The organism is Methylobacterium sp. AC315 (assembly GCF_979253755.1).
On the sequence record NZ_CEEDEA010000003.1, the window covers coordinates 217,085 to 238,025 of the forward strand.

Here is a 20,941-nt window from a genome sequence, read left to right on the forward strand (position 1 = left end):
CCGGCCCCTGTCCGATTCTCGAACCCTTGAGCGTTGATGTCGATGCGTACCTTGTCGCTGGCCCTCGTCGTCCTGGCGGCCACGTCCCTTCCGGTCCGGTCCGACGACAGCACCGCCGCGCTCATCGCCGGGGGGCTCGTCCTGGAAAAGGCCGGCACGATCGCCCTCGCGGCCGAGGATATGTACCTCTCCGAGCAGGCCGTGCAGATCGACTATCGGTTCCGCAACCTGACCGATTCCGACATCGAGACCACGATCGCGTTCCCGATGCCCGACATCACCGGTGACTCCGAGATGCTGGTTTCGCTCCCCGATCCGGCGCACGACAACTTCCTGAAGTTCCAGTCCGCGGTCGATGGCGAGCCCGTCGAATCGCAGGTCGAGCAGCGGGCGTTCCTGATGCGGAGCGATACACCGCCCGTGGAGATCACCGCTCGGCTCAAGGCGCTGGGGATCCCGCTCGTGCCAACCACCACGGCGACGGAAGCGGCCCTGCGCCGCCTCGGCGAGCGCCAGCGGCGCGACCTGATCGCGGCCGGCATCCTGGAGCGGCAGGAGCACAAGGACGGGACGATCGCGGATGCCCCGCTCTGGACATTGAAGTCGAAATTCTGGCGCCGGCAGGTCTTTCCCGCCGGGCGCGAGATCGCGGTGCGCCAGAGCTACGTCCCGAGCCTCGGCGGTCTCGCGAGCCTGTCCTACGGCGGGCCGAACCTCGACCCGGCGCAGAAGGCGCACTACGCGACCCGATATTGCACGGACCCGACCTTCGAGCGGGCGGCCCAGGCCCTGTACCGGCGGTCGAGCGCCGACGGCAGCCGGGCGTTCCAGGCCTACGAACGGTCCCTCTCCCACGTGATCAGCTCCGGCGGCAACTGGGCTGGCCCGATCGGCCAGTTCAAGCTGGTCGTGGACAAGGGGGATCCTACGACCCTGGTCTCGTTCTGCGGGGCCAACGTGAAGAAGACCGGCCCGACGACCTTCGAGACGGTGATGAGGGACTTCGTCCCGCAGCGCGATATCGAGATCCTGCTGCTCAAGACCAAGACGGGCGAATGAACTAGTCGGGCGCCCTCGCGGTGCGCCCATGGGCTTGACGCGTCGGGTTCGATACGGGCACCGCCGGGCGCGCCCTCCGGCCCCGACCTCGGCGCGTTTGGTCCAGCCCGCCTCGGAGACACGATGGCCCCGGAAGACGCCCCGACATCCGCCCTCGTCGATCTCGCGGCCGGCCGCGCCCCGCAGCGGGTCGTCGAGGCGGATAGGACCTGGCTGGACCTCGACCTCGGCGGCCGCTTCCCGGTCCGGTCCGTTGTCGGGATCCCGTGCGGGGAGGGTGGTTCGGTCGCGGAGGGCGCCATCCTGTTCTCGCAGGACGGCGTGACCTGGTCCGCACCGGGCATCACGTCCCGTCCGGTCGAGTCGGAGGCCGGCACGGTCGTCATTGAGGCCGACGAGCGCGCCTGGACGCGTTCCGTCCGCGTCGCGATGCCGGCCTCGTTGCCGAACGTCACGGTCCGGGTCATGTGCGAGGAGGCGGCGTTCGACCTGATCGCCCTGCGGGCCATGCTGGGCCTCGACGTGACGCTCCTGAACGAGAAGCCCGGCGCCAACGCCTTCACCGCCTATACCCTGGAGAGCAGTCCGGGTCGCACGAGCGGCGCCCTCGTGGGCGTGGCGGTGTTCCAGAACGGCGCATTCGGCAACTGCTTGATCCAGTACATCATCGCCCTGTCGGTCGCGAAGGCGCTGAACCTGAAATACGTGGCGGTTCCGAAGTTCGACCGCAGCAAAGTCATCTTCCTGACCGAGCGGCTGACTTGTGACGGCATCACCTTCCTGCCTCCGGACGAGCCGCTGCCGACCGACGGGTACTTCCTGTCCGGCCTGTTCTTCGATCCGACGCAGTTCCAGCGGCAGGTGAGCCTCGACGCGCCGCCGGATTCACGGGCGATCATCCAGGGGATGATCCGCCCCCTGTTCAACGGCCTGCCGGCGACGGTCCCGCCCAAGCCCGACGACCAGCTCCTGATCCACATCCGCTCGGGCGACATCTTCAGCACCTGGGTCGACCCGCATTATCCCCAGCCGCCCTTCGCGTTCTACCGCATGGTGATCGACCGGCTGCTCGGCGAGGGCCGCATCCGCTCGATCAAGCTGGTCTTCGAGAACCGGCTGAACCCGGTGATCGCCGCGGTCGAGGCCTATGCGCAGGGTCTCGGATTGCCGGTGGAGACGCAGAGCGAGTCGCTGATCGCCGACGTCACGGCCTTGGTCAACGGCCGCTACCTCGTGTTCGGCCTGGGGACCTTCGGCCCGGCGATCTGCCACCTGTCCGAGCGGGTCGAGCAGGTCTTCTACTTCGCGTCCAACTGGCCGCAGATCTTCCGGGGTATTCCGTCGATCGACCGGGTCATCGAGGTCCGGGACTTGGAGGAGCGCTATATCAAGGTCGGCGCGTGGCAGAACACCGACGCGCAGCGCCGAATGATGATCGAGTACCCGGCCGAGGCGCTGGCCTTCGACGACGCCACCTGAGGATCAGGGCTTGTCCTCACGGTGCTCGACGGGGTCTGCGGTCGCCCCGCGCGCCTGTACGGCATCCCGGTACAGGCGCTCGACGTCCCGCTTGAACGCGGCCCGGGAATCGTCCCGCGAGTAGAACATGTGGCCGCCGGGGTAGACCGCGAGGCTGACCCGCCCGGCGCCGTAGGCCGGCACCTGCGCGAGCAGGAGCTTCGAGGCGTAGTAGGGCGTCACGAGATCGGTGAAGCCGTGGGCGACCAGCACCCTGAGCCGGCCGTCCAGCGCCAGCACGCCCTTCAGGTTCGATAGCGCCTCCGGGGCCTGCCGGCCCGAGCCCCAGGTCCAACCGCGGTTCACGGCGTTGTTCAGCAACTCGTAGCGCATGTTCGGCACCGGCCACTTCAACGTGCGCGCGTAGAGGTCGAGCATCGCGCTGGTCAGCGGCGCCTGGAGCGCGGTGAGCTGGGGATCCTCGAAGCCCGATTGTGCGGCGTCCGGGTTCGGGTCCCAGCCCGTGATGCCGGTGTCGTAGGCGCTGGTGACGCGCTGCTCCGCCCGGTCGAACTCGCGCTGAACGCTGCGGGTGGACAGGCGCGCCGCCTGCGCTTTCACGAAGGCTGCGTCGAACCCGGTGAAGGCCGCGACCTTGTCGGTCATGCGCGCAACGGCGGCCTTGTCGCCGGGGCCCTTGAGCAGGTCGGCGAGATAGGGGCCCACCGCGTAGGCCTCGGCATCGCCGAGCAAAGCCGGGCTCGGCGCCGTGCCGGCCCGTTCGAGGGCGCCGGCCGCCAGGGACGGCAGCTTCAGTACGTAGCCCCAGGGATTGGCCCGCGGCGTCTCGAGCCAGCCGAAATCCAGCACCGGCGACAGCAGCACCAGCCCGGACAGGCCGACACCGATATCCTCCTGCAGCTTCTCGGTGATCAGCGGCCCGCGGAAGCCGCCGTAGCTCTCGCCGACGAAGAATTTCGGGCTCGCCATGCGGTCGTTGACCCGCAGGTAGCGGGCGATGACGGCCGCGAGCGTGGCTGCGTCGCTGTCGATGCTCCAGTAACTCTTGCCGTTCCCGTCCGCGGCCCGGCTGTAGCCGGTGCCCACCGGATCGATGAAGACGAGGTCGGTGAAGTCGAGCCAGGTGCCGTCGTTGGGCGTCAGCGCCACCGGTTGCGATGGGCTGATGCTGGCGCCGCCGGTGGGCAGGCGCCACGGCCCGATCGCCCCGATATTCAGGTAGGCGGCCGCTGCTCCCGGGCCGCCGTTGACCGCGAAGGTGACGGGCCGCTGGCGCCCGGCCTCCGGGGCCATCGTGTAGGCGACGTAGGCCACCTCGGCCTGAAGCTTCCCGGCCTCGTCGACGAGCGGCAGGCTGCCGGCCGTGGCGGTGAAGTCGAGGGTCCGGCCGTCGGGGAGCGTCACGCTCTGGCGCGTGGTCGAATCCGGAGGAAGGCGCCGGCCCTCCGGCCCGCGAGGCGCTGGCTTGGCCTCCGCTTGAGGGCCGGGATGGTGTGCGTCCTGCGCGTGGAGTGGCAGCGGCGCCGTCAGGATGAGGACGAGCGCGGTATGCGCGAGACGTTTGCGGAGGAGCACGGTCAAGCCTTCTTGTTCCAGCGGCCCGAATCGTCCTGCTGCCAGTAAGCGACGGTATGGCCCGCCTCCTTGGCCTGGCGCCACTGCTCGCGGGCGCGCAGCAGGGCGTCCTGGTCGGTCCCGTCGAACAGAATGCAGATCCGTTCGTAGCACTCTGCGTCCGGCGGCAGGTCGGCGCCCTCCACCAAAAATCGGATGGAGGCGGTGTTGGGGTTCACGTCGCGCAAGGTGAGTACCACCGGCTGCCCGGCCGCGTCGGGATCACGGTCGGTGCCGTGGGGCAGAAAGCTCTCGTCGGAATAGGTCCATAGGTGGTCGTCGAGGGCTTGAAGCCGCTCCTCGGTGGCCGCCTGGATCGCGGCCTGCCAGCCCCGGCCGAGCGAGCGCTCGACGAGGTTCGGCAGCACCTTCTCCAGGGGCTGGCGCTGCATGTGGTAGAACAGGATCTCGGTCACGATCCGACCGATATAGGGTTCGGGGCCCGGGCGCGAGCAGCGGCGCGGAGCCGCGCCCCGGCGCTCAGACCAGCCGGCTCTGCTCGATCGCCGCGCCGACGAACCCCTTGAACAACGGGTGCGGCTCGAACGGGCGAGACTTCAGCTCCGGGTGGAACTGCACGCCGATGAACCACGGGTGCCCGACATGCTCGACGGTCTCGGGCAGGAGCCCGTCCGGCGAGAGGCCGGAGAAGCGCAGGCCCTTCGCCTCCAGCCGCTCGCGATAGGCCATGTTGACCTCGTAGCGGTGGCGGTGCCGCTCGGAGATCCGCTCCGACCCGTAGATCTTGGCGATCTTCGAATCGGGGTCGAGCTGTGCGTCGTAGGCCCCGAGCCGCATCGTGCCGCCGAGATCGCCGACCGCCGCGCGGCGCTCCAGCTCGTTGCCGCGCAGCCACTCGGTCAGCAGACCGACCACCGGTTCGGAGGTCTCGCCGAACTCGGTGGAGTTGGCGTTCGGCACCCCGGCCAGCGAGCGGGCGGCCTCGATCACGGCCATCTGCATGCCGAAGCAGATCCCGAAATACGGGATGCGCTTCTCGCGGGCGTAGCGGGCCGCCCGGATCTTGCCCTCTGCCCCGCGCTGGCCGAAGCCGCCGGGCACCAGAATGCCGTTCAGGCCCTCGAGGAACGGCGCGGGATCCTCGCGCTCGAACACCTCGGCCTCGATCCATTCGAGGTTGACCTTCACCCGGTGGCTGATGCCGCCGTGGATCAGAGCCTCGGTGAGCGACTTGTAGGCGTCCTTTAGCCCTGTGTACTTGCCCACGATGGCGATGGAGACCTCGCCCTCGGGGTTGCGCACCCGGTCGGAGATGGTGGTCCAGCGGCCGAGATCCGGCTCCTCGCCGTGCTCCAGGCCGAAATGGCCGAGCACCTCCCGGTCGAGCCCGGCCTTCCGGTAGGAGAGCGGCACCTCGTAGATCGAGGCCACGTCGAGCGCCTCGATCACCGCGGTCTCGCGGACGTTGCAGAACAACGCGAGCTTGCGCCGCTCCTCGATCGGGATCGGCCGGTCGCAACGGCAGAGCAGGATGTCGGGCTGGATGCCGATCGAACGCAGCTCCTTCACGGAGTGCTGGGTCGGCTTGGTCTTCAATTCGCCCGCCGACGGGATGTAGGGCAGCAGCGTCAGATGGACGTACGCACAGGTGCCGCGGGGCAGTTCCTGGCCGAGCTGGCGGATCGCCTCGAAGAACGGGAGCCCCTCAATGTCGCCGACCGTGCCGCCGATCTCGACCAGCACGAAGTCGAACGTGTCGTTGCCGTCGAGGACGAAATCCTTGATCGCGTTGGTGACGTGCGGGATCACCTGGATGGTGGCGCCAAGATAGTCGCCGCGCCGCTCCTTGGCGATGATGTCCTGGTAGATCCGGCCGGTGGTGATGTTGTCGGCCCGGCTCGCCGGCACGCCGGTGAAGCGCTCGTAATGGCCGAGATCAAGGTCGGTCTCGGCGCCGTCGTCGGTGACGAACACCTCGCCGTGCTGGGTCGGGCTCATCGTGCCCGGATCGACGTTCAGGTAGGGGTCGAGCTTGCGCATCCGCACCCGGTAACCCCGGGCCTGGAGTACGGCGGCCAGCGCCGCCGAGGCGAGTCCCTTACCGAGGGAGGAAACCACGCCGCCGGTGATGAAAACGTACCGCGTCATGGGCCTCGGTCCATACAGAAAGCGCTGGCCTTTGCCAAACGGCAAGCCTGCCGGCGATGGAATGGTTGGGGATCAGGCGGGCAACGGGAACGGCCCGCCAGGGCGGACCGGAGCTGAGCCGAATCGTCGGCCCACGCTCATCCGCCGCCTGACCTCTTGCGGCTCACGGGGCCGGTTGTCACGCGCGTCCAGTGCCGACCCGGTATCCGTTTCGGCCATGCGCCGCGTCAGCGCGACTGCGGCGCCTCGGGCACGGCCGGCTGGGCCGGCGCGGTCGCGGGGGCCCGGTCCTGCTGCTGGCGCAGGGTGTCGAGCAGGTTGTCGGCTCCGGTCGGCTGCTTGGCCGGCTGGCCGACGGGCGAGGACGCGCCGGTGTCGAGGATCGACTTCGGCGCCGCCGAACGGTGCGACATCACGGCGAGCAGCATGCTGGTGGCGAAGAACAGGGCGGCCAGGATCGCAGTCGCGCGGGTCAGGGCGTTGGCCTGGCCGCGGCCGGTCATGAAGCCGGCGACGCCACCCCCGCCGCCACCGCCGAGCCCGAGGCCGCCCTCAGAACGCTGCAGCAGCACGACGCCGATTAGCGCGAGCACGATGATGAGGTGGACGACGATCAGGACGGTCTGCATCGGTGTTCCGGAATCTGGTTCGGCTTCGCGCGCCGGTCCCGAGGAGGCGATCCGGCGACGGGCGGCCGGTGCCAGGCGTTCGAGGAGCCAAGCACTCGAAGTGCCAGGCATTCGAGGTGTCAGGCATTCGACTTGGCGCGCCGGTCGCAAATCTGCGTCGGCCATACACCACTCGCTGGCCGCCGCCAACTTGACGATCGGCCCCCGGTTGTTCCCGGTCGGCCTCGCGTCCGGGGTCGGACCGTGTTCTGACGGGCGGGAAGGCGGCTCATCGAACGCGCCGCCCCGCCCGGGAGCCTCGCCATGACCATCTCACGCCGTTCGGCGCTCGCCGCCGCGTTCGCCGCGCCGATCCTGATCCACGCGCCGCCGGGGTTCGCCGCCGGAACGGAAGCCTCCGCCCAGACCGCCGAGGTCGAGGCGGCGGTGGATGCCTTGACCAAGGCCCTGCTCGCGGCGGACGGCACCGCCCTCGATGCCCTCACCCTCGATGGCTTGAGCTACGGCCATTCGAGCGGCGTTGTGCAGGACAAGGCGGCCTTCGTCGGCGCGCTGACCAGCGGCGCCTCGCGCTTCCCCAGCATCACGCTGTCGGACCGCTCGGCCTCGGTGATCGGGGAGGACGCGATCGTCCGGCACGTCTTCACCGGCGAAACCGTCTCGGGTGTCAAGACCTCGCCGGTCCATATCGGGGTGCTGCAGGTCTGGCACCGGGACGGCGGCCGCTGGCGCCTGATGGCCCGCCAGGCGTTCAAGCTCTGACGCGCGACCAGTTCGCCGCTCAGTAGCGCGACGGGACGAGCATCTCCGGCGGGGTCGGCGTGCGGATGTAATCCGCGTGGCGAACCCGCTCGGGCAGGTGAACCGGCGGATGCTCGACGTCCTGGTAGGGGATCTGTTCGAGCAGGTGGCTGATGCAGTTGAGGCGGGCGCGCTTCTTGTCCACAGCCTCGATGACCCACCAGGGCGCCTCGGGGATGTGGGTGCGGGTCAGCATGTCTTCCTTGGCGCGGGTGTAGTCCTCCCAACGCCGGCGGGATTCGACATCCATCGGCGACAGCTTCCACTGCTTCAACGGGTCGGCGATGCGCATGTGGAAGCGCAGGGCCTGCTCCTCGTCGGTGATCGAGAACCAGTATTTCAGCAGCACGATGCCGGAGCGCACCAGCATGCGCTCGAACTCGGGCACCGAGCGGAAGAACTCCTCGACGTCGGCATCGGAGCAGAAGCCCATGACGCGCTCGACGCCGGCCCGATTGTACCAGGAGCGGTCGAACAGCACGATCTCGCCGCCGGCCGGCAGGTGGCTGACGTAGCGCTGGAAGTACCATTGCGTGCGCTCGCGCTCGCTCGGCGCCGGCAGCGCCGCGACCCGGCAGACGCGCGGGTTGAGGCGCTGGGTGATCCGCTTGATCACGCCGCCCTTGCCGGCCGAATCGCGCCCCTCGAACAGGACCACGACGCGCAGCTTGCTGTGCTGGACCCAGTCCTGCAGGCGGACCAGTTCGTGCTGGAGGCGCAGCAGCTCCCGGAAATAGAAGCGGCGGTCGCTGCCGGAGCCGGTCCCGCCCTCGAGGCTGTCGAGGCGGTCGTCCTCGAACCCGAGCTCCATCTCCTCGTCGTAGCTGTCGAGGATCTCGCGGCGGATCATGTCCACCATCGATGGGTCGGCGCGGTCGTGATCGATGGTCATGGCAGGCTTCGCGGTCGGGTGTCGTCACGCCCCACAAAGCAGGATCGTGTGACAGTCCCGAGACCCTGACGAAGGCTTTGCCCGAGACCCTGCCCGAGACCCCCGCCCGCGCCTCACGCGTAGGCGGCGCAGATCCCCAGGAAGTCCTCGGCCACGAGGCTCGCGCCGCCCACCAGGGCGCCGTCGACGTTCTCCACCGCCATCAGCTCGCGGGCGTTGCTGGGCTTCACGGAGCCGCCGTAGAGGATGCGGATCCGGTGGGCCTCGTCGCCGACGAGCTTGTCCAGCATCTCCCGCAGAGACGCGTGGACCTCGGCGATGTCGCGGGGCGTCGGGGTCCGGCCGGAGCCGATCGCCCAGACCGGCTCGTAGGCGATCACAGTGTCGGCCGCGGTGGCGCCCTTTGGCAAGCCGATGGCCAGCTGTGCGCGAACGATATCGAGGGCGCGCCCTTGCTCGCGCTCCTCGATGGTCTCGCCGACGCAGATGATTCCGCTCAAGCCGGCGCGGCGGGCGCCGAGCGCCTTGGCGTGGACGCCGTCATCCGTCTCGTGATGGTAGGCCCGGCGCTCGGAATGGCCGACGATCACGTATTGCGCGCCGAGGTCGGCCAGCATCTCCGCCGAGATCGATCCCGTGAAGGCGCCGCTCGGCCGGGCGTGCAGGTTCTGGCCGCCGATGACGATCGGCGAGCCGGCGGCCGCGGCCACGCAGGAGCCGATCAGCGTCGCGGGCGGGCAGATCAGCACCTCGACGCGGGATGCCAGGTCCGGCGTGAGACCGTCCCGGATCGCCTCGACCACTTTGATCGAAGCCCGGGTCCCGTTCATCTTCCAGTTGCCGGCGACCAGCGGTTTCCGCCCCGTCTGCGACATCCCTAGCCCTCACCTCTTCCCCGCGCCGCCACGGTATTCCGGGGTCGGCGGGGCCTACCAGAGCGAGCTTGGGCGCGCAAACCGTCCGAATGGGTGAGCCTTTGCCTGTGGGCGCGAATGGTCTATCGCGGTCGGCTTTCAGGGATGGCACCGGCCCGGCGACGGGTCGACGGCCGAAGGTATCCGATCACAGATCATGCTTCAGGGCATCCGCAACGCCAGCCAGCATTGGCTCGGCAAGATCGTCTTGACGATCATCTTCACCCTGCTGATCGCGGGCGTCGGGATCTTCGGCGTGGAGGAATTCTTCCGCGGCGGCTCCAGCAGCAACGTCGCGACGGTGGGCAGCACGCCGATCACCGCCGAGCAGGTGCGCCAAGCCTACCAGAACCAGCTGCAGCGCTATCAGACGCAGCTGAAGCGTGCGCTCACCCCGGACCAGGCGCGGATGCTCGGCCTCGACCGGCAGGTGATGTCGCAGCTGATCACCGAGGCGGCCCTCGACCAGAAGACGCACGATCTCGGTCTCGGGGTGCCGGACGCCTCGGTGATCCGGGCGATCCACGACGAGAAGAGCTTCCAGAACGCGCAAGGGCAGTTCGAGCCGCAGCTGTTTTACCAGACCCTCCAGCGGGCGGGCCTGAACGAGGGCCTGTTCGTGCGCGAGCAGCGCTCCGTGATCGCGCGGCTGCAGCTCGCCGAGGCCGTGTCGTCCGATCTGCACGTGCCGGCGGCGATGCGCGAGGCGGTCCACCGCTACACCACCGAGCGCCGCTCTGCGGCCTACCTGATGCTGACCCCGTCCGTTGCCGGAGAGATCCCGGCCCCGACCGAGGACGCATTGAAGGCCTGGTACGAGGCCAACAAGTCCGGTTTCCGGGCGCCGGAATTCCGGACCGCGACCCTGCTGGTGGTCGATCCCGAGGCGATGGCCAAGCCGGAGGCGATCACCGATGCGGACGCCAAGGCCGCCTACGAGCTGAACAAGGGCCGCTACGGCAGCCCGGAGAAGCGCACGATCCAGCAGGTCGTGTTTCCGGATGCCACCGCGGCCGAGACCGCCCGCAAGGCGATCGAGGACGGCTCGAAGACCTTCGAGGCCGTGGCCGAGGAACGCAGCACCGGCGGCACCGACCTGACGCTCGGCACGCTGACCAAGGCCGAATTGTTCGACAAGGTGGTGGCGGACGCCGCCTTCGCGCTGCCCGAGGGCGGCGTGAGCCAGCCGGTCCAGGGCCGCTTCGGCACCGTGCTGCTGCGGGTGACCAAGATCGAGCCCGGCACGGTCAAGCCGTTCGCCGAGGTCGAGGGCGAGATCCGCAAGGGCCTGGCGCTCAGCCGTGCCCGGGACGCCATGGAGACGACCCGGGACGCCATCGAGGACCAGCGCGCCAGCGCCAAGCCGCTCGCCGACATCGCCGCCGAGCGCGGGCTGAAGCTCGTGACCGTCAAGGCGGTGGATCCCCAGGGCAAGGGCCCGGACGGCCAGCGCGTCGCCGACATCCCCGACCCGGACACCACCCTGCCGGCCCTGTTCCGGGCCGAGATCGGCGGCGACAACGAGCCGCTGCGCACCAAGTCCGGCGGCTACGTCTGGTACGACGTAACCGGCATCGACGCCGCGCACGACAAGCCGCTGGACGAGGTCCGGGACGGCGTGAAGGCCGGCTGGACCACCGCCGAGATCGCCAAGCGGCTCCAGGCCAAGGGCCGGGAGCTGGCGGAGAAGCTTAACGGCGGCGCGACCATCGAGGCGGTCGCCCAGGAGGTCGGCGTCAACACGCAGGAGGCGCAGGACCTTGCCCGCAACCAGGCCAAGGACATGCTAACCGCCGACGACGTGAACCTGATCTTCGCCACCCCGGTCGGCAAGGCTGGCACCGCGGCCGCGGGTGATTCGCGCGCCGTGTTCAAGGTTACGGCGGCGACGATGCCGGCCTTCGTAGCCAACACCCAGGGCGACAAGGCGATCACCAAGAACTTCCAGGCCGCGCTCGCCGATGACGTGCTGTCCCAGTACATTTCCGAGGTCCAGAAGAACGCGGGTGTGAAGATCGATCAGGCGGCCCTGCGCCGGGCCATCGGCGGAGAGTATTGAGGGCCATGGCCGAGGCGCCTGACTACGCGGCCTTCGCCGGACGCTACGAGGCCGGGCAGCCGAGCCTCGTCGAACTCAGCCTGGTCGCCGACCTCGAGACGCCGGTGGCGGCGTTCCTGAAGCTGCGCGCCCGGCATGCCGGCCCGGCATTCCTGCTCGAATCGGTGGAGGGCGGCGCGGTGCGCGGCCGCTACTCGATGATCGGTCTCGATCCGGACCTGATCTGGCGCTGTCGCGACGGCGCCCCCGCGATCGCCCGCGGGGCGGATCTCGACGCCTTCGAGCCGGACGACCGGGCGCCGCTCGCCAGCCTGCGGGCACTGATCGCCGAGAGCGCGATCGGCGAATCCGGCGGGCAGGACCTGCCTCCCATGGCCGCCGGCCTGTTCGGCTATCTCGGCTACGACATGGTCCGCGCCATGGAGCGGCTGCCCGAGCCGAACCCGGATCCCCTGGGCGTGCCGGACGCGATCCTGATGCGCCCGCGCGTCATGGTGGTGTTCGATTCGATCCGCGACCAGATCACCGTCATCTCGCCGGTGCGACCTTCGCCCGGCGTCACCGCCCGCGCCGCCTACGAGGCTGCGCTCGCGTCCCTCGACCGGGTGGCGGAGGCCCTCGAAGGCCCGCTGCCGGTGGATGCGCGGGTGGACCTCTCGACGGTGGCGCATCCCGAGCCGGTCTCGAACACCTCCCCCGAGGCCTTCGCCGGCATGGTCGCGAAGGCGAAGGAGTACATCGTCGCCGGCGACGTATTCCAGGTGGTGCTGTCCCAGCGCTTCTCGGCGCCGTTCACGCTGCCCGCCTACAGCCTGTACCGCTCGCTGCGGCGGACCAACCCGGCGCCGTTCCTCTGCTACCTCGACTTCGAGGCTTTCCAGATCGTCTGCTCGTCGCCGGAGATCCTGGTGCGCGTGCGCGACGGGACCGTCACGGTCCGGCCGATCGCCGGCACGCGCCGCCGCGGCGCGACCCCGGCCGAGGATGCGGCGCTCGCCGCCGAATTGCTGGCCGATCCGAAGGAATGCGCCGAGCATCTGATGCTGCTCGATCTCGGCCGCAACGATGCCGGCCGGGTCTCGAAGATCGGCACCGTGCGGGTCACCGATTCGTTCTTCATCGAGCGCTACAGCCAGGTCATGCACATCGTGTCGAACGTCGAGGGCGACCTCGATCCGCGCCACGATCCGCTCGACGCCCTCGCGGCCGGCTTCCCGGCCGGCACGGTCTCGGGCGCTCCGAAGGTGCGGGCCATGGAAATCATCGACGAGCTGGAGCACGAGAAGCGCGGGCCTTACGCCGGCTGCATCGGCTATTTCGGCGCGCGCGGCGAGATGGATACCTGCATCGTCCTGCGTACGGCGATCGTGAAGGACGGGCGCATGCACGTCCAGGCCGGCGCCGGCATCGTCTACGATTCCGATCCGGCCTCCGAGCAGCAGGAATGCGTCAACAAGGCCAAGGCGCTGTTCCGGGCCGCCGAGGAGGCGGTTCGGTTCGCCGCCCAGGCCAAGCGCGGGCAGTAGAGCGAGGTTGACCCTGCGGGCGAGAGGGCTCACATCGCGAAAATGCCCGAGCGTGCCGCCGCGATGTCCAACGTCCTCGTCATCGACAACTACGATTCCTTCACCTGGAATCTCGTTCACCTGATCGGCCCGCTCTGCGGCGCCGTCGCGGTCGCCCGCAACGATACGATCACCGTCGCCGACATCCGCGCTAAGGCGCCGGACGCGATCGTGCTCTCACCCGGCCCATGTACGCCGAACGAGGCGGGCATCTGCCTCGATGTCGTCCGAGACCTCTCACACGAGATCCCGATCTTCGGCGTCTGCCTCGGGCTCCAGGCGATCGGCCAGGCCTTCGGCGGCGACGTGATCCGGGCGCCGCTACCGCTGCACGGCAAGGTCTCGACCATCCGGCATGGCGCCAGCGGCCTGTTCCGGGGCCTGAACGACAGCTTCGAGGCGACCCGCTACCATTCCCTGATCGTGGACCGGGCCAGCTGCCCGGACACGTTGCGGGTCACGGCTGAGGCTGACGGCCTGATCATGGGGCTGGAGCACGCCGAGCGGCCGCTCCACGGGGTGCAGTTCCACCCCGAGAGCATCCGGTCGCAGCACGGCACGGAGATCGTGAGGAACTTCCTGGATCTGGCCGCCGCCTGGAACGCGGCGCGTGACAGGACCCGCGCCGACGTGCATTGACGCCGGACGGCCGGGGCGGCCTTCCGACAGAGCGCATGGACAGCTTCAGACCCCATCTCGCCAAGGTCGCCGGGGGCCTGGCCCTCGACCGTGCCGAGGCGCGCGCGGCCTTCGACGACCTGTTGTCGGGCGAGGTCACGCCCGTGCAGGCCGGCGCGTTCCTGGCCGCCCTGAAGGTGCGCGGCGAGACCGTCGAGGAGATCGTCGGCGCCGCCGAGGCGATGCGCGCCCGCATGACCCGGATCGATGCGCCCGCAGGCGCCGTCGACGTGGTCGGCACCGGCGGCGATCATTCCGGCAGCGTGAACGTCTCGACGCTCGCCGCCATCCTGGTCGCCGCCTGCGGCGTGCCGGTGGCCAAGCACGGGAACCGCGCCGCGACTTCGCGCTCGGGTGCCGCCGACGTGTTGGCGGCTTTGGGCGTCAGGCTTGGGCTCGATGCCGAGGGTCAGGCCCGGTGCCTCGCCGAGGCCAACCTGTGCTTCCTATTCGCCCAGGCCCATCACGGCGCCATGCGCCACGTGGCGGCGGTGCGCTCCGAGCTGCCGGTGCGGACGATCTTCAACCTGCTGGGACCGCTCTGTAATCCGGCGGGCGTCGCCTACCAGCTGTTCGGCGTCGCGCAGGAGGCGCTGGCCGAGCCGCTGACGAAGGTGCTCGCCGAACTCGGCAGCCGCCGGGTCTGGACCGTCCACGGCTCCGACGGACTGGACGAGATCACCGTCACCGGGCCGACCCGCGTGGTCGCCCTCGAGGAGGGCCGGTTGTCCCGGTTCACCATCGATCCGCGGGACCTCGGCCTCCCATTGCGGGCACCGGAAGAGCTGCGCGGCGGCGATCCTGCCGACAACGCCCGGGCGCTCGAAGCCGTCCTGGCCGGCGCACGCAACGCCTACCGGGACATCGCCGTTCTCAATGCAGGCGCGGCCCTCGTCGTCGCGGGGGCGGCGTCGACCCTGGCGGACGGGCTCGCGCGGACGCAGGATGCCGTCGATTCCGGGGCGGCGCGGGACACCCTCGCCCGCTTGGTCCGGGCCTCGAACGATCGCTCGAACGGGGAGGAGTGCCGATGAGCACGCTCACGCAGGAATCGGTGACCCATGAGGGTTCTGCCGAGGCGCCGAACGAGCGGCCCAACGTGCTGGCCCGGATCGAGGCCTACAAGCGCCGCGAGATCGCCGAGGCGAAGCTGCGGGTGCCGCTGGCCAAGCTCGAGCGCCGCGCCGCCCAGGCCGTGCCGGTGCGCGGGTTCGCGGCGGCGATCCGGAGCCATCTCGATGCCGGGCGCCCGGCCCTGATCGCGGAGGTGAAGAAGGCCTCCCCGTCGAAGGGCCTGATCCGCGAGGATTTCGCGCCCGCGACGCTGGCGGCGGCCTACGAGGCCGGCGGTGCCACCTGCCTGTCGGTGCTCACCGACGAGCCGTCATTCCAGGGGCGTCCGGAATACCTCACCGAGGCGCGGGCGGCCTGCGGGCTCCCGGTCCTGCGCAAGGACTTTTTGTTCGAGCCCTACCAGGTCTACGAGGCCCGGGCCTGGGGTGCCGATTGCATCCTCGCCATCATGGCTTGCCTGGACGACGACGAGGCGCAGGCCCTGGTCGCCACCGCGCACGAGCTCGGCATGGACGTGCTGGTCGAGGTCCACGACGAGGCCGAGTTGAACCGCGCGGTGCCGCTCGGCACGGCCCTGATCGGGATCAACAACCGCAACCTCAAGACCTTCGAGGTCTCGTTCGAGACCGCGATCCGCCTCGCCCCGGGCATCCCGGCGGACCGGATCGCCGTGGCCGAGAGCGGCATCGGCGGCCACGCCGACGTCAGGCGGCTCCGGGAGCACGGCCTGGGCGTGGTGCTGGTCGGCGAGAGCCTGATGCGGCAGGCGGACGTCACGCGTGCGACCCAAGAATTGCTGTTCGGCGAGGGCGACGGGCCGGAGCCGGACGCCAAGGCCGGCAAGACCAAGAAGCAAGACGACAAGAAGAAGGGGTGAGCATGGAACCGGGTTCGACGCTCACCCATCTCGACACCAGCGGCGCGGCCAACATGGTCGACGTCACCGACAAGCCCGCCACCGACCGCACCGCCCGGGCCGAGGGCAGCGTGGTGATGCAGCCCGAGACCCTGGCGCTGATTCGCGAGGGCGACGCCAAGAAGGGCGACGTGGTCGGCACCGCGCGGCTCGCCGGGATCATGGCCGCCAAGCGGACCCACGAGCTGATCCCGCTCTGCCATCCGCTGCTGCTGTCGAAGGTGCGGGTCGAGTGCGAGCTGGACGACGCGCTGCCGGGCCTGCGCATCGCCGCCGAGGTGCGGGTCCAGGGCCCGACCGGGGTCGAGATGGAGGCGCTGACCGCGGTCTCCGTGGCCTGCCTGACGGTCTACGACATGGTGAAGGCGGTGGATCGCGGCATGCGGATCGAGGGCATCCGCCTCATCGCCAAGGATGGCGGCCGCTCCGGTGCCTACCGGGCGCCCGACGCATGAGCACTGGGCTGATCCCGGTCGCCGAAGCGCTGGCACGGGTGCTCGCAAGCATCCCCGCGCCGGTCGAGGCAGAAACGATTCCGCTGGCCCGGGCCGCAGGGCGCACGTTGGCGGCTGATGTCGCCGCCTCCCGAACGCAGCCGCCGTTCCCGGCCTCCGCCATGGACGGCTACGCGGTCCGCTTCGCCGATGCGTCCGTGGTTGGTGCCAGCCTTAGATTGATCGGGACCAGCGCGGCCGGTCACGGCTTCTCGGGGCGCATCGGCCCCGGCGAGGCGGTGCGGATCTTCACCGGCGCTCCCGTGCCGGAGGGCGCCGACGGGATCCTGATCCAGGAGGACGCGCAGGCCGAGGGCGACGTCGTTCGGGTGATGGAGGCGGTCGAAAGAGACCGCTTTATCCGCCGGGCCGGCCTGGACTTCACCGCCGGCGAGACCCTGTTGGTCGCCGGCATGACCCTCGACGCGCGGCGCCTGGCGTTGTCCGCGGCGGCCGGCCAGCCGGAACTCTCGGTCCGCCGCCGGCCGCGCGTGGCGATCCTCGCGACCGGCGACGAGCTTGTGGAACCCGGCGCCGTGCCAGCTTGGGACCAGATCGTCGCCTCGAACAGCCTCGCGCTCGCCGCCCTCTCCGCCGAGGCCGGCGCCGAGATCATCGACCTCGGTATCGCCGCCGACGATCACGGGGCCCTGGAAGATGCGTTCCGCCGCGCCCGCGAGGCCCGGGCCGACCTCTTGGTGACGCTCGGCGGCGCATCCGTCGGCGACCACGACCTGGTCCAGGCCGCGCTCGCCCGGGAGGGGCTGGAACTCGGCTTCTGGCGTGTGGCGCTCCGGCCCGGGAAGCCGCTGATGCACGGGCGACTGGGCGACATGCTGGTGATCGGCCTGCCCGGGAATCCGGTGTCGTCGATCGTCTGCGGACTGCTGTTCGTCGTGCCGGCAATCCGAGCCCTGCAGGGCGACCCGCAGGCGGGCGCCGACCGGAGCGAACCGGCCACGCTCGCCCGCGACCTGCCGGCCAACGATGGCCGCGCCGACTATATGCGCGCCACCCTCGCGCTCGAACCCGGCTGCCTGCCGGTGGCGGATCCGGAGAAGCGCCAGGATTCCTCCATGCTGGCCGTGCTCGGCCGCGCCGAGGCGCTGCTGATCCGCGCGCCGCACGAGAAGGCCGCGACGGCCGGCGATCCCTGCCGGATCATCCGGCTCGATCGCCGGTTGCTCTGACCGCCTAGCGAATAACCCGCCAGACCTTGAGGGGACCTGGCAGCGCGATGGGCTCCAGCCGGTCGGACTGAGCCTCCCCGCGGGCGAGCCGGGTCGCGAAGGCCGGCTCGGCCTGGAGGTCGTCGGCCGGACGAGCCGGGCAGGTTACCACGTAGCGGACCCGGAAGGCGTCGAGCACCCGGTTGAGATACGCCTCGGTGCCGCCGAGGCCCTCGATCGCGGCGGTCAGGCCCGGAATCGCCCGGTGATAGGGCGCGGCCACAATGGTGTGCGGCGTGCGCAGCAGGATCGACGGCCCGAGGGCGATCGGCGCCAGCACGGTCCCGGCCGGGAGTGCCGCCAGGGGACGCACGGCGGCATCTCCCAGGCAGGCGAAGGCGGCGGCTGGATCGGGTCCCGTCCGGGCTTCGGCGCCGAGCCATCCGGCCAGCGCCGCGGGCGCCATCCAGAGGGTGCTGATGAGGCTGGCGCCGAGCGCGGCGGCCGCCCCGCGGCGGGGGTCGGCCCGGACGGCCAGCGTCAGAGCCCGGTCGATCACCGGCCCCGCCACCAGCGGCACGAAGCCGGAGGCGATGTAGAGCCCGCGGAACTGAAAGATCCCGAGGATCAGCCCGGGCCAGAGGAACAGGGCGGCGACCGACCAGGCGCGCCGCTGTGATCCGCGCCACGCCATCAAACTCGCGGCCAGGGTTGCGAGGAGAACGACCGGGTAGAAGACCAGCATCTCCCAGCGCCCCTGGGCCACGGATTTCCGCACCGACGCCATCTCGTTGACGGTGAGCAGCCAATGCTCCCGCACCAGCGGCGTCATCCCGGGGAACGGCCCGTCGAGGCAGACCGGAAAGGCGAGGGCGAACCCTCCGATCAGAGCGATGCCGGAGGCGATTGCCAGGGCGAGCCGCGCGCGGCCCGTCGTGCGAGACCGGTCCAGGACGAACGCTGCGGCGCCGAAGCCGAGGCCGCCGGTCGTCAGCCACAGCCAGGGCGGGGAGAGGGCGTCGCAGCGCGTCGCGGTCCAGAAGCCGGGGGCCGTCTGCGCGGCGAACAGGAGCGGGGCCGCCACGCCGAGGCCGAGCCCGAAGCCTGCGAGGCAGGGGAGGGCGACGCGGCCGCGCCGGCACCAGTCGCCGGCAAGGTAAAGCGCGCCGAGCGCGAGATAGGGCAGACCCTCGAGGCCCACCGCCAGCGACAGGGCCGCCAACCCGCCGCCAACGAGTCCGGCGCGGAAGCCGCCGCGGATCACGCAGAACGCGAGACCCAGGATCGCAAGGATCTGGACGTTGTGGTGATCGACCCGGCCCGCCTGAAACTGGATCGCGATCCCGAAGGTCTGGGTCGCCGCAAGCACCGCCAGGATCGCCGCCCGGCTCCCGAAATGCGCGTTCACGCCCCGGTACAGCAGGGTGCAGAACAGCCCGAACAGCAGCATCGGCCAGATCGCCGCCGCCAGACCTGTGGCGAGGTCCGGCCCGGCCAGGGGCGTCAACGCCCGGATCAGGCCCGCGATCGGCGCGTCCACCAGGCGCGACCAATGGCTCGCTACGCCGTCCGGCGCCAGGAACCGGTACTGGGTGTTCTCGTACCAGCCCTGGCCGGCCAGCATGTCGCGCACTTCGACAAGCCGCATCGCGTCGTCGGTGTCGGGCACGCGCAGGTGCCGGATCGTGTCCCACACGTCTTGCGGCGCGTTCAGCGTCGCGAGCGACAGGGCGACGAGCAGCCACAAGAACGTGCGCGGATCGATCCGTGCCGGCGAGGCGGCGGCCGCGGGCGGCATCGGTTCGGGTCCCCGGATGCGCCGAAAGCGAGCGCCGGAGCCATGCTGCGCGCCCGCGCTTAATGGCGGGTCAATCAACCGTGAGGCGGTTCCTTAACCATCCCGCCGCACTCTCCGCGCGAGCCGGTCCGCGATCCGGCCGGGACGGCAGCCGGAGCAGGGGATGAGCCACCACACCGAGACGCTGGTGATCGGCGCGGGGCCGGCGGGCCTCACGGCCGCTTACCTGCTGTCGAAGCAGGGGCGGTCGGTCACCGTGCTGGAGCGGGATCCGGCGCAGGTCGGCGGCATCTCCCGCACGGTCTCGCACAACGGCTACCTGTTCGATATCGGCGGACACCGGTTCTTCTCGAAATCCAAGGCGGTGGTCGATCTCTGGGACGAGATCCTACCCAACGACTTCATCGAGCGGCCACGCCTGTCCAGGATCTACTATCGCGGCCGGTACTACGCCTATCCGCTCAAGGCATTCGAAGCGCTGCGCAACCTCGGCCTGTTCACGAGCGCGGCTTGCGTGGCCTCCTACCTGTACGCCCGCATGCGGCCGGTGCGCGACCCCAAGAACTTCCACGCCTGGGTCCGCAACCAGTTCGGCGAGCGCCTGTTCTCGATCTTCTTCAAGACCTACACCGAGAAGGTGTGGGGCATGTCGTGCGACGCGATCTCGGCCGATTGGGCGGCCCAGCGCATCAAGGGCCTCGACCTCGGCGCGGCGATCCGCGACGGCATCAAGCGCTCGCTCGGCCTGCGCAAGGCGCCCAAGGCCGGCGGCCCGGTGATCAAGACGCTGATCGAGTCGTTCCGCTATCCCCGCCGCGGACCCGGTATGATGTGGGAGGCCGCCGCCGCCAAGATCCAGGCGCAGGGCGGGCGCGTGCTCCTCGACCGCGGCGTCGATGCGCTCTCCTACGATGCCGGCACCGGCATCTGGACGGTCGCGGCCCGCAGCGCCGACGGCAGCCGCGAGACCTTCACGGCCCGGCACGTGATCTCGTCGGCGCCGGTGCGCGAACTGGTCGATGCGATCCGCCCGCGTCCGCTCAGCACCTTCAACGCGCGGTCGCTCAAGTACCGCGACTTCCTGACCGTGGCGCTCATCGCCAAGTCGCAAAAGAATTTTCCGGACAACTGGATCTACATCCACGATCCGTCCGTGCAGGTCGGCCGGGTGCAGAACTTCCGCTCCTGGTCGCCCGAGATGGTGCCGGACGACGATCACACCTGCCTCGGCCTCGAGTATTTCTGCTTCGAGGGCGACGGGCTCTGGACCGCCTCGGACGAGGAGCTGGTGGCGCTCGCCAAGCGCGAGATCAGCCAGATCGGGCTTATCGATCCAGCCAACGTGGTCGATGCCTGCGTGGTCCGCCAGCCCAAGGCGTATCCGGTCTACGACGCGGATTATGCCGGACACGTCGTCACCGTGCGGCGCGAGCTGGAGCGGGACTTCCCGACCCTGCACCTCGTCGGCCGCAACGGCATGCACAAGTACAACAACCAGGACCACGCGATGATGACCGCGATGCTGACCGTGGAGAACATCCTCTGCGGCCGGCGCCGGCACGATGTCTGGCAGGTCAACGAGGATGCGGAATACACCGAATCCGGCGTATCCGGCGCGCAGGCGGCTTTGGGCAGCGAGCGTCTCGTCCCCCGCAAGGTCGCCTGACACGCGACAGCTGCGGGCGCGCGTC

Annotated in this window: 18 protein-coding genes; 11 read left to right on the plus strand and 7 right to left on the minus strand. The window is 70.1% G+C overall.

Annotated elements, in window-relative coordinates:
* Positions 1 to 36: 36 nt before the first annotated feature.
* On the plus strand, positions 37 to 1,059 hold the full coding sequence (locus tag AC0IY0_RS06255; protein WP_471763327.1) for a DUF4424 domain-containing protein: 1,023 nt from the start codon (positions 37 to 39) through the stop codon (positions 1,057 to 1,059).
* 123 nt (positions 1,060 to 1,182) lie between these two features.
* Complete coding sequence (locus AC0IY0_RS06260) at positions 1,183 to 2,538, plus strand: coagulation factor 5 8 type domain-containing protein (RefSeq protein ID WP_471763328.1); 1,356 nt, start codon at positions 1,183 to 1,185, stop codon at positions 2,536 to 2,538.
* A gap of 3 nt (positions 2,539 to 2,541) precedes the next feature.
* On the opposite strand, the gene AC0IY0_RS06265 is transcribed toward AC0IY0_RS06260, so the two are convergent.
* The 4 genes from AC0IY0_RS06265 to secG form a co-directional block, all read right to left on the minus strand.
* Positions 2,542 to 4,113 (minus strand): S10 family peptidase, encoded by a 1,572-nt coding sequence (locus AC0IY0_RS06265; protein ID WP_471763462.1) that lies wholly within the window; start codon positions 4,111 to 4,113, stop codon positions 2,542 to 2,544.
* 2 nt (positions 4,114 to 4,115) lie between these two features.
* The gene (locus AC0IY0_RS06270) at positions 4,116 to 4,568 is read right to left on the minus strand and encodes a DNA polymerase III subunit chi (RefSeq protein ID WP_471763329.1); all 453 of its coding nucleotides are present in this window, start codon (positions 4,566 to 4,568) and stop codon (positions 4,116 to 4,118) included.
* Positions 4,569 to 4,632: 64 nt separating this feature from the next.
* Positions 4,633 to 6,261 (minus strand): CTP synthase, encoded by a 1,629-nt coding sequence (locus AC0IY0_RS06275; protein ID WP_147905840.1) that lies wholly within the window; start codon positions 6,259 to 6,261, stop codon positions 4,633 to 4,635.
* Positions 6,262 to 6,488: 227 nt separating this feature from the next.
* Positions 6,489 to 6,890 carry a preprotein translocase subunit SecG gene (secG, locus tag AC0IY0_RS06280; protein ID WP_471763330.1) on the minus strand — a complete coding sequence of 134 codons (402 nt, stop codon included), beginning with the start codon at positions 6,888 to 6,890 and terminating at the stop codon, positions 6,489 to 6,491.
* A 303-nt stretch (positions 6,891 to 7,193) separates the two neighbouring features.
* Here secG and AC0IY0_RS06285 point away from each other — a divergent pair, with 303 nt between their 5' ends.
* On the plus strand, positions 7,194 to 7,652 hold the full coding sequence (locus AC0IY0_RS06285; protein WP_471763331.1) for a nuclear transport factor 2 family protein: 459 nt from the start codon (positions 7,194 to 7,196) through the stop codon (positions 7,650 to 7,652).
* Positions 7,653 to 7,671: 19 nt separating this feature from the next.
* Here the strand turns inward: AC0IY0_RS06285 and ppk2 are convergent, their stop codons facing one another.
* A complete protein-coding gene (ppk2, locus tag AC0IY0_RS06290; RefSeq protein ID WP_187277719.1) occupies positions 7,672 to 8,583 on the minus strand; it encodes a polyphosphate kinase 2 in 912 nt (303 codons plus the stop codon).
* 113 nt (positions 8,584 to 8,696) lie between these two features.
* Complete coding sequence (gene tpiA / locus AC0IY0_RS06295) at positions 8,697 to 9,458, minus strand: triose-phosphate isomerase (protein WP_471763332.1); 762 nt, start codon at positions 9,456 to 9,458, stop codon at positions 8,697 to 8,699.
* 196 nt (positions 9,459 to 9,654) lie between these two features.
* Between tpiA and AC0IY0_RS06300 the strand changes: the two genes are divergently transcribed.
* The 7 genes from AC0IY0_RS06300 (at position 9,655) to AC0IY0_RS06330 (ending at position 17,473) form a co-directional block, all read left to right on the plus strand.
* Positions 9,655 to 11,556, plus strand: a complete 1,902-nt coding sequence (locus AC0IY0_RS06300) for a peptidylprolyl isomerase (RefSeq protein ID WP_147905836.1) — start codon at positions 9,655 to 9,657, stop codon at positions 11,554 to 11,556.
* A 5-nt stretch (positions 11,557 to 11,561) separates the two neighbouring features.
* Positions 11,562 to 13,082, plus strand: a complete 1,521-nt coding sequence (trpE, locus tag AC0IY0_RS06305) for an anthranilate synthase component I (RefSeq protein ID WP_471763333.1) — start codon at positions 11,562 to 11,564, stop codon at positions 13,080 to 13,082.
* 63 nt (positions 13,083 to 13,145) lie between these two features.
* Complete coding sequence (locus tag AC0IY0_RS06310; protein WP_147905834.1) at positions 13,146 to 13,760, plus strand: anthranilate synthase component II; 615 nt, start codon at positions 13,146 to 13,148, stop codon at positions 13,758 to 13,760.
* 35 nt (positions 13,761 to 13,795) lie between these two features.
* Positions 13,796 to 14,833, plus strand: coding sequence for an anthranilate phosphoribosyltransferase (gene trpD / locus AC0IY0_RS06315; RefSeq protein ID WP_147938649.1), 1,038 nt, complete (start codon positions 13,796 to 13,798; stop codon positions 14,831 to 14,833).
* Complete coding sequence (trpC, locus tag AC0IY0_RS06320) at positions 14,830 to 15,750, plus strand: indole-3-glycerol phosphate synthase TrpC (protein ID WP_147938648.1); 921 nt, start codon at positions 14,830 to 14,832, stop codon at positions 15,748 to 15,750. Before trpD ends, trpC begins: the two co-directional genes overlap by 4 nt.
* Positions 15,751 to 15,752: 2 nt before the next feature.
* The gene (gene moaC, locus AC0IY0_RS06325; protein WP_147938701.1) at positions 15,753 to 16,244 is read left to right on the plus strand and encodes a cyclic pyranopterin monophosphate synthase MoaC; all 492 of its coding nucleotides are present in this window, start codon (positions 15,753 to 15,755) and stop codon (positions 16,242 to 16,244) included.
* Entirely contained in the window at positions 16,241 to 17,473 is a 1,233-nt protein-coding gene (locus AC0IY0_RS06330) for a molybdopterin molybdotransferase MoeA (protein ID WP_419829324.1), read from the plus strand. The genes moaC and AC0IY0_RS06330 overlap by 4 nt, the downstream gene beginning before the upstream one ends.
* A 4-nt stretch (positions 17,474 to 17,477) precedes the next feature.
* Here the strand turns inward: AC0IY0_RS06330 and AC0IY0_RS06335 are convergent, their stop codons facing one another.
* Positions 17,478 to 19,250, minus strand: a complete 1,773-nt coding sequence (locus AC0IY0_RS06335) for a hypothetical protein (protein ID WP_471763334.1) — start codon at positions 19,248 to 19,250, stop codon at positions 17,478 to 17,480.
* 163 nt (positions 19,251 to 19,413) lie between these two features.
* Between AC0IY0_RS06335 and AC0IY0_RS06340 the strand changes: the two genes are divergently transcribed.
* The gene (locus AC0IY0_RS06340; RefSeq protein ID WP_471763335.1) at positions 19,414 to 20,916 is read left to right on the plus strand and encodes an NAD(P)/FAD-dependent oxidoreductase; all 1,503 of its coding nucleotides are present in this window, start codon (positions 19,414 to 19,416) and stop codon (positions 20,914 to 20,916) included.
* The last annotated feature ends 25 nt before the right edge of the window (positions 20,917 to 20,941 follow it).

Coding starts and splice junctions, on each gene's coding strand:
- AC0IY0_RS06255 (WP_471763327.1), top strand. CDS start 37: ATGTCGATGCGTACCTTGTCGCTGGCCCTCGTCGTCCTGGCGGCCACG.
- AC0IY0_RS06260 (WP_471763328.1), top strand. CDS start 1,183: ATGGCCCCGGAAGACGCCCCGACATCCGCCCTCGTCGATCTCGCGGCC.
- AC0IY0_RS06275 (WP_147905840.1), bottom strand. CDS start 6,261: ATGACGCGGTACGTTTTCATCACCGGCGGCGTGGTTTCCTCCCTCGGT.
- secG (WP_471763330.1), bottom strand. CDS start 6,890: ATGCAGACCGTCCTGATCGTCGTCCACCTCATCATCGTGCTCGCGCTA.
- AC0IY0_RS06285 (WP_471763331.1), top strand. CDS start 7,194: ATGACCATCTCACGCCGTTCGGCGCTCGCCGCCGCGTTCGCCGCGCCG.
- ppk2 (WP_187277719.1), bottom strand. CDS start 8,583: ATGACCATCGATCACGACCGCGCCGACCCATCGATGGTGGACATGATC.
- tpiA (WP_471763332.1), bottom strand. CDS start 9,458: ATGTCGCAGACGGGGCGGAAACCGCTGGTCGCCGGCAACTGGAAGATG.
- AC0IY0_RS06300 (WP_147905836.1), top strand. CDS start 9,655: ATGCTTCAGGGCATCCGCAACGCCAGCCAGCATTGGCTCGGCAAGATC.
- trpE (WP_471763333.1), top strand. CDS start 11,562: ATGGCCGAGGCGCCTGACTACGCGGCCTTCGCCGGACGCTACGAGGCC.
- AC0IY0_RS06310 (WP_147905834.1), top strand. CDS start 13,146: ATGTCCAACGTCCTCGTCATCGACAACTACGATTCCTTCACCTGGAAT.
- trpD (WP_147938649.1), top strand. CDS start 13,796: ATGGACAGCTTCAGACCCCATCTCGCCAAGGTCGCCGGGGGCCTGGCC.
- trpC (WP_147938648.1), top strand. CDS start 14,830: ATGAGCACGCTCACGCAGGAATCGGTGACCCATGAGGGTTCTGCCGAG.
- moaC (WP_147938701.1), top strand. CDS start 15,753: ATGGAACCGGGTTCGACGCTCACCCATCTCGACACCAGCGGCGCGGCC.
- AC0IY0_RS06330 (WP_419829324.1), top strand. CDS start 16,241: ATGAGCACTGGGCTGATCCCGGTCGCCGAAGCGCTGGCACGGGTGCTC.
- AC0IY0_RS06335 (WP_471763334.1), bottom strand. CDS start 19,250: ATGCCGCCCGCGGCCGCCGCCTCGCCGGCACGGATCGATCCGCGCACG.
- AC0IY0_RS06340 (WP_471763335.1), top strand. CDS start 19,414: ATGAGCCACCACACCGAGACGCTGGTGATCGGCGCGGGGCCGGCGGGC.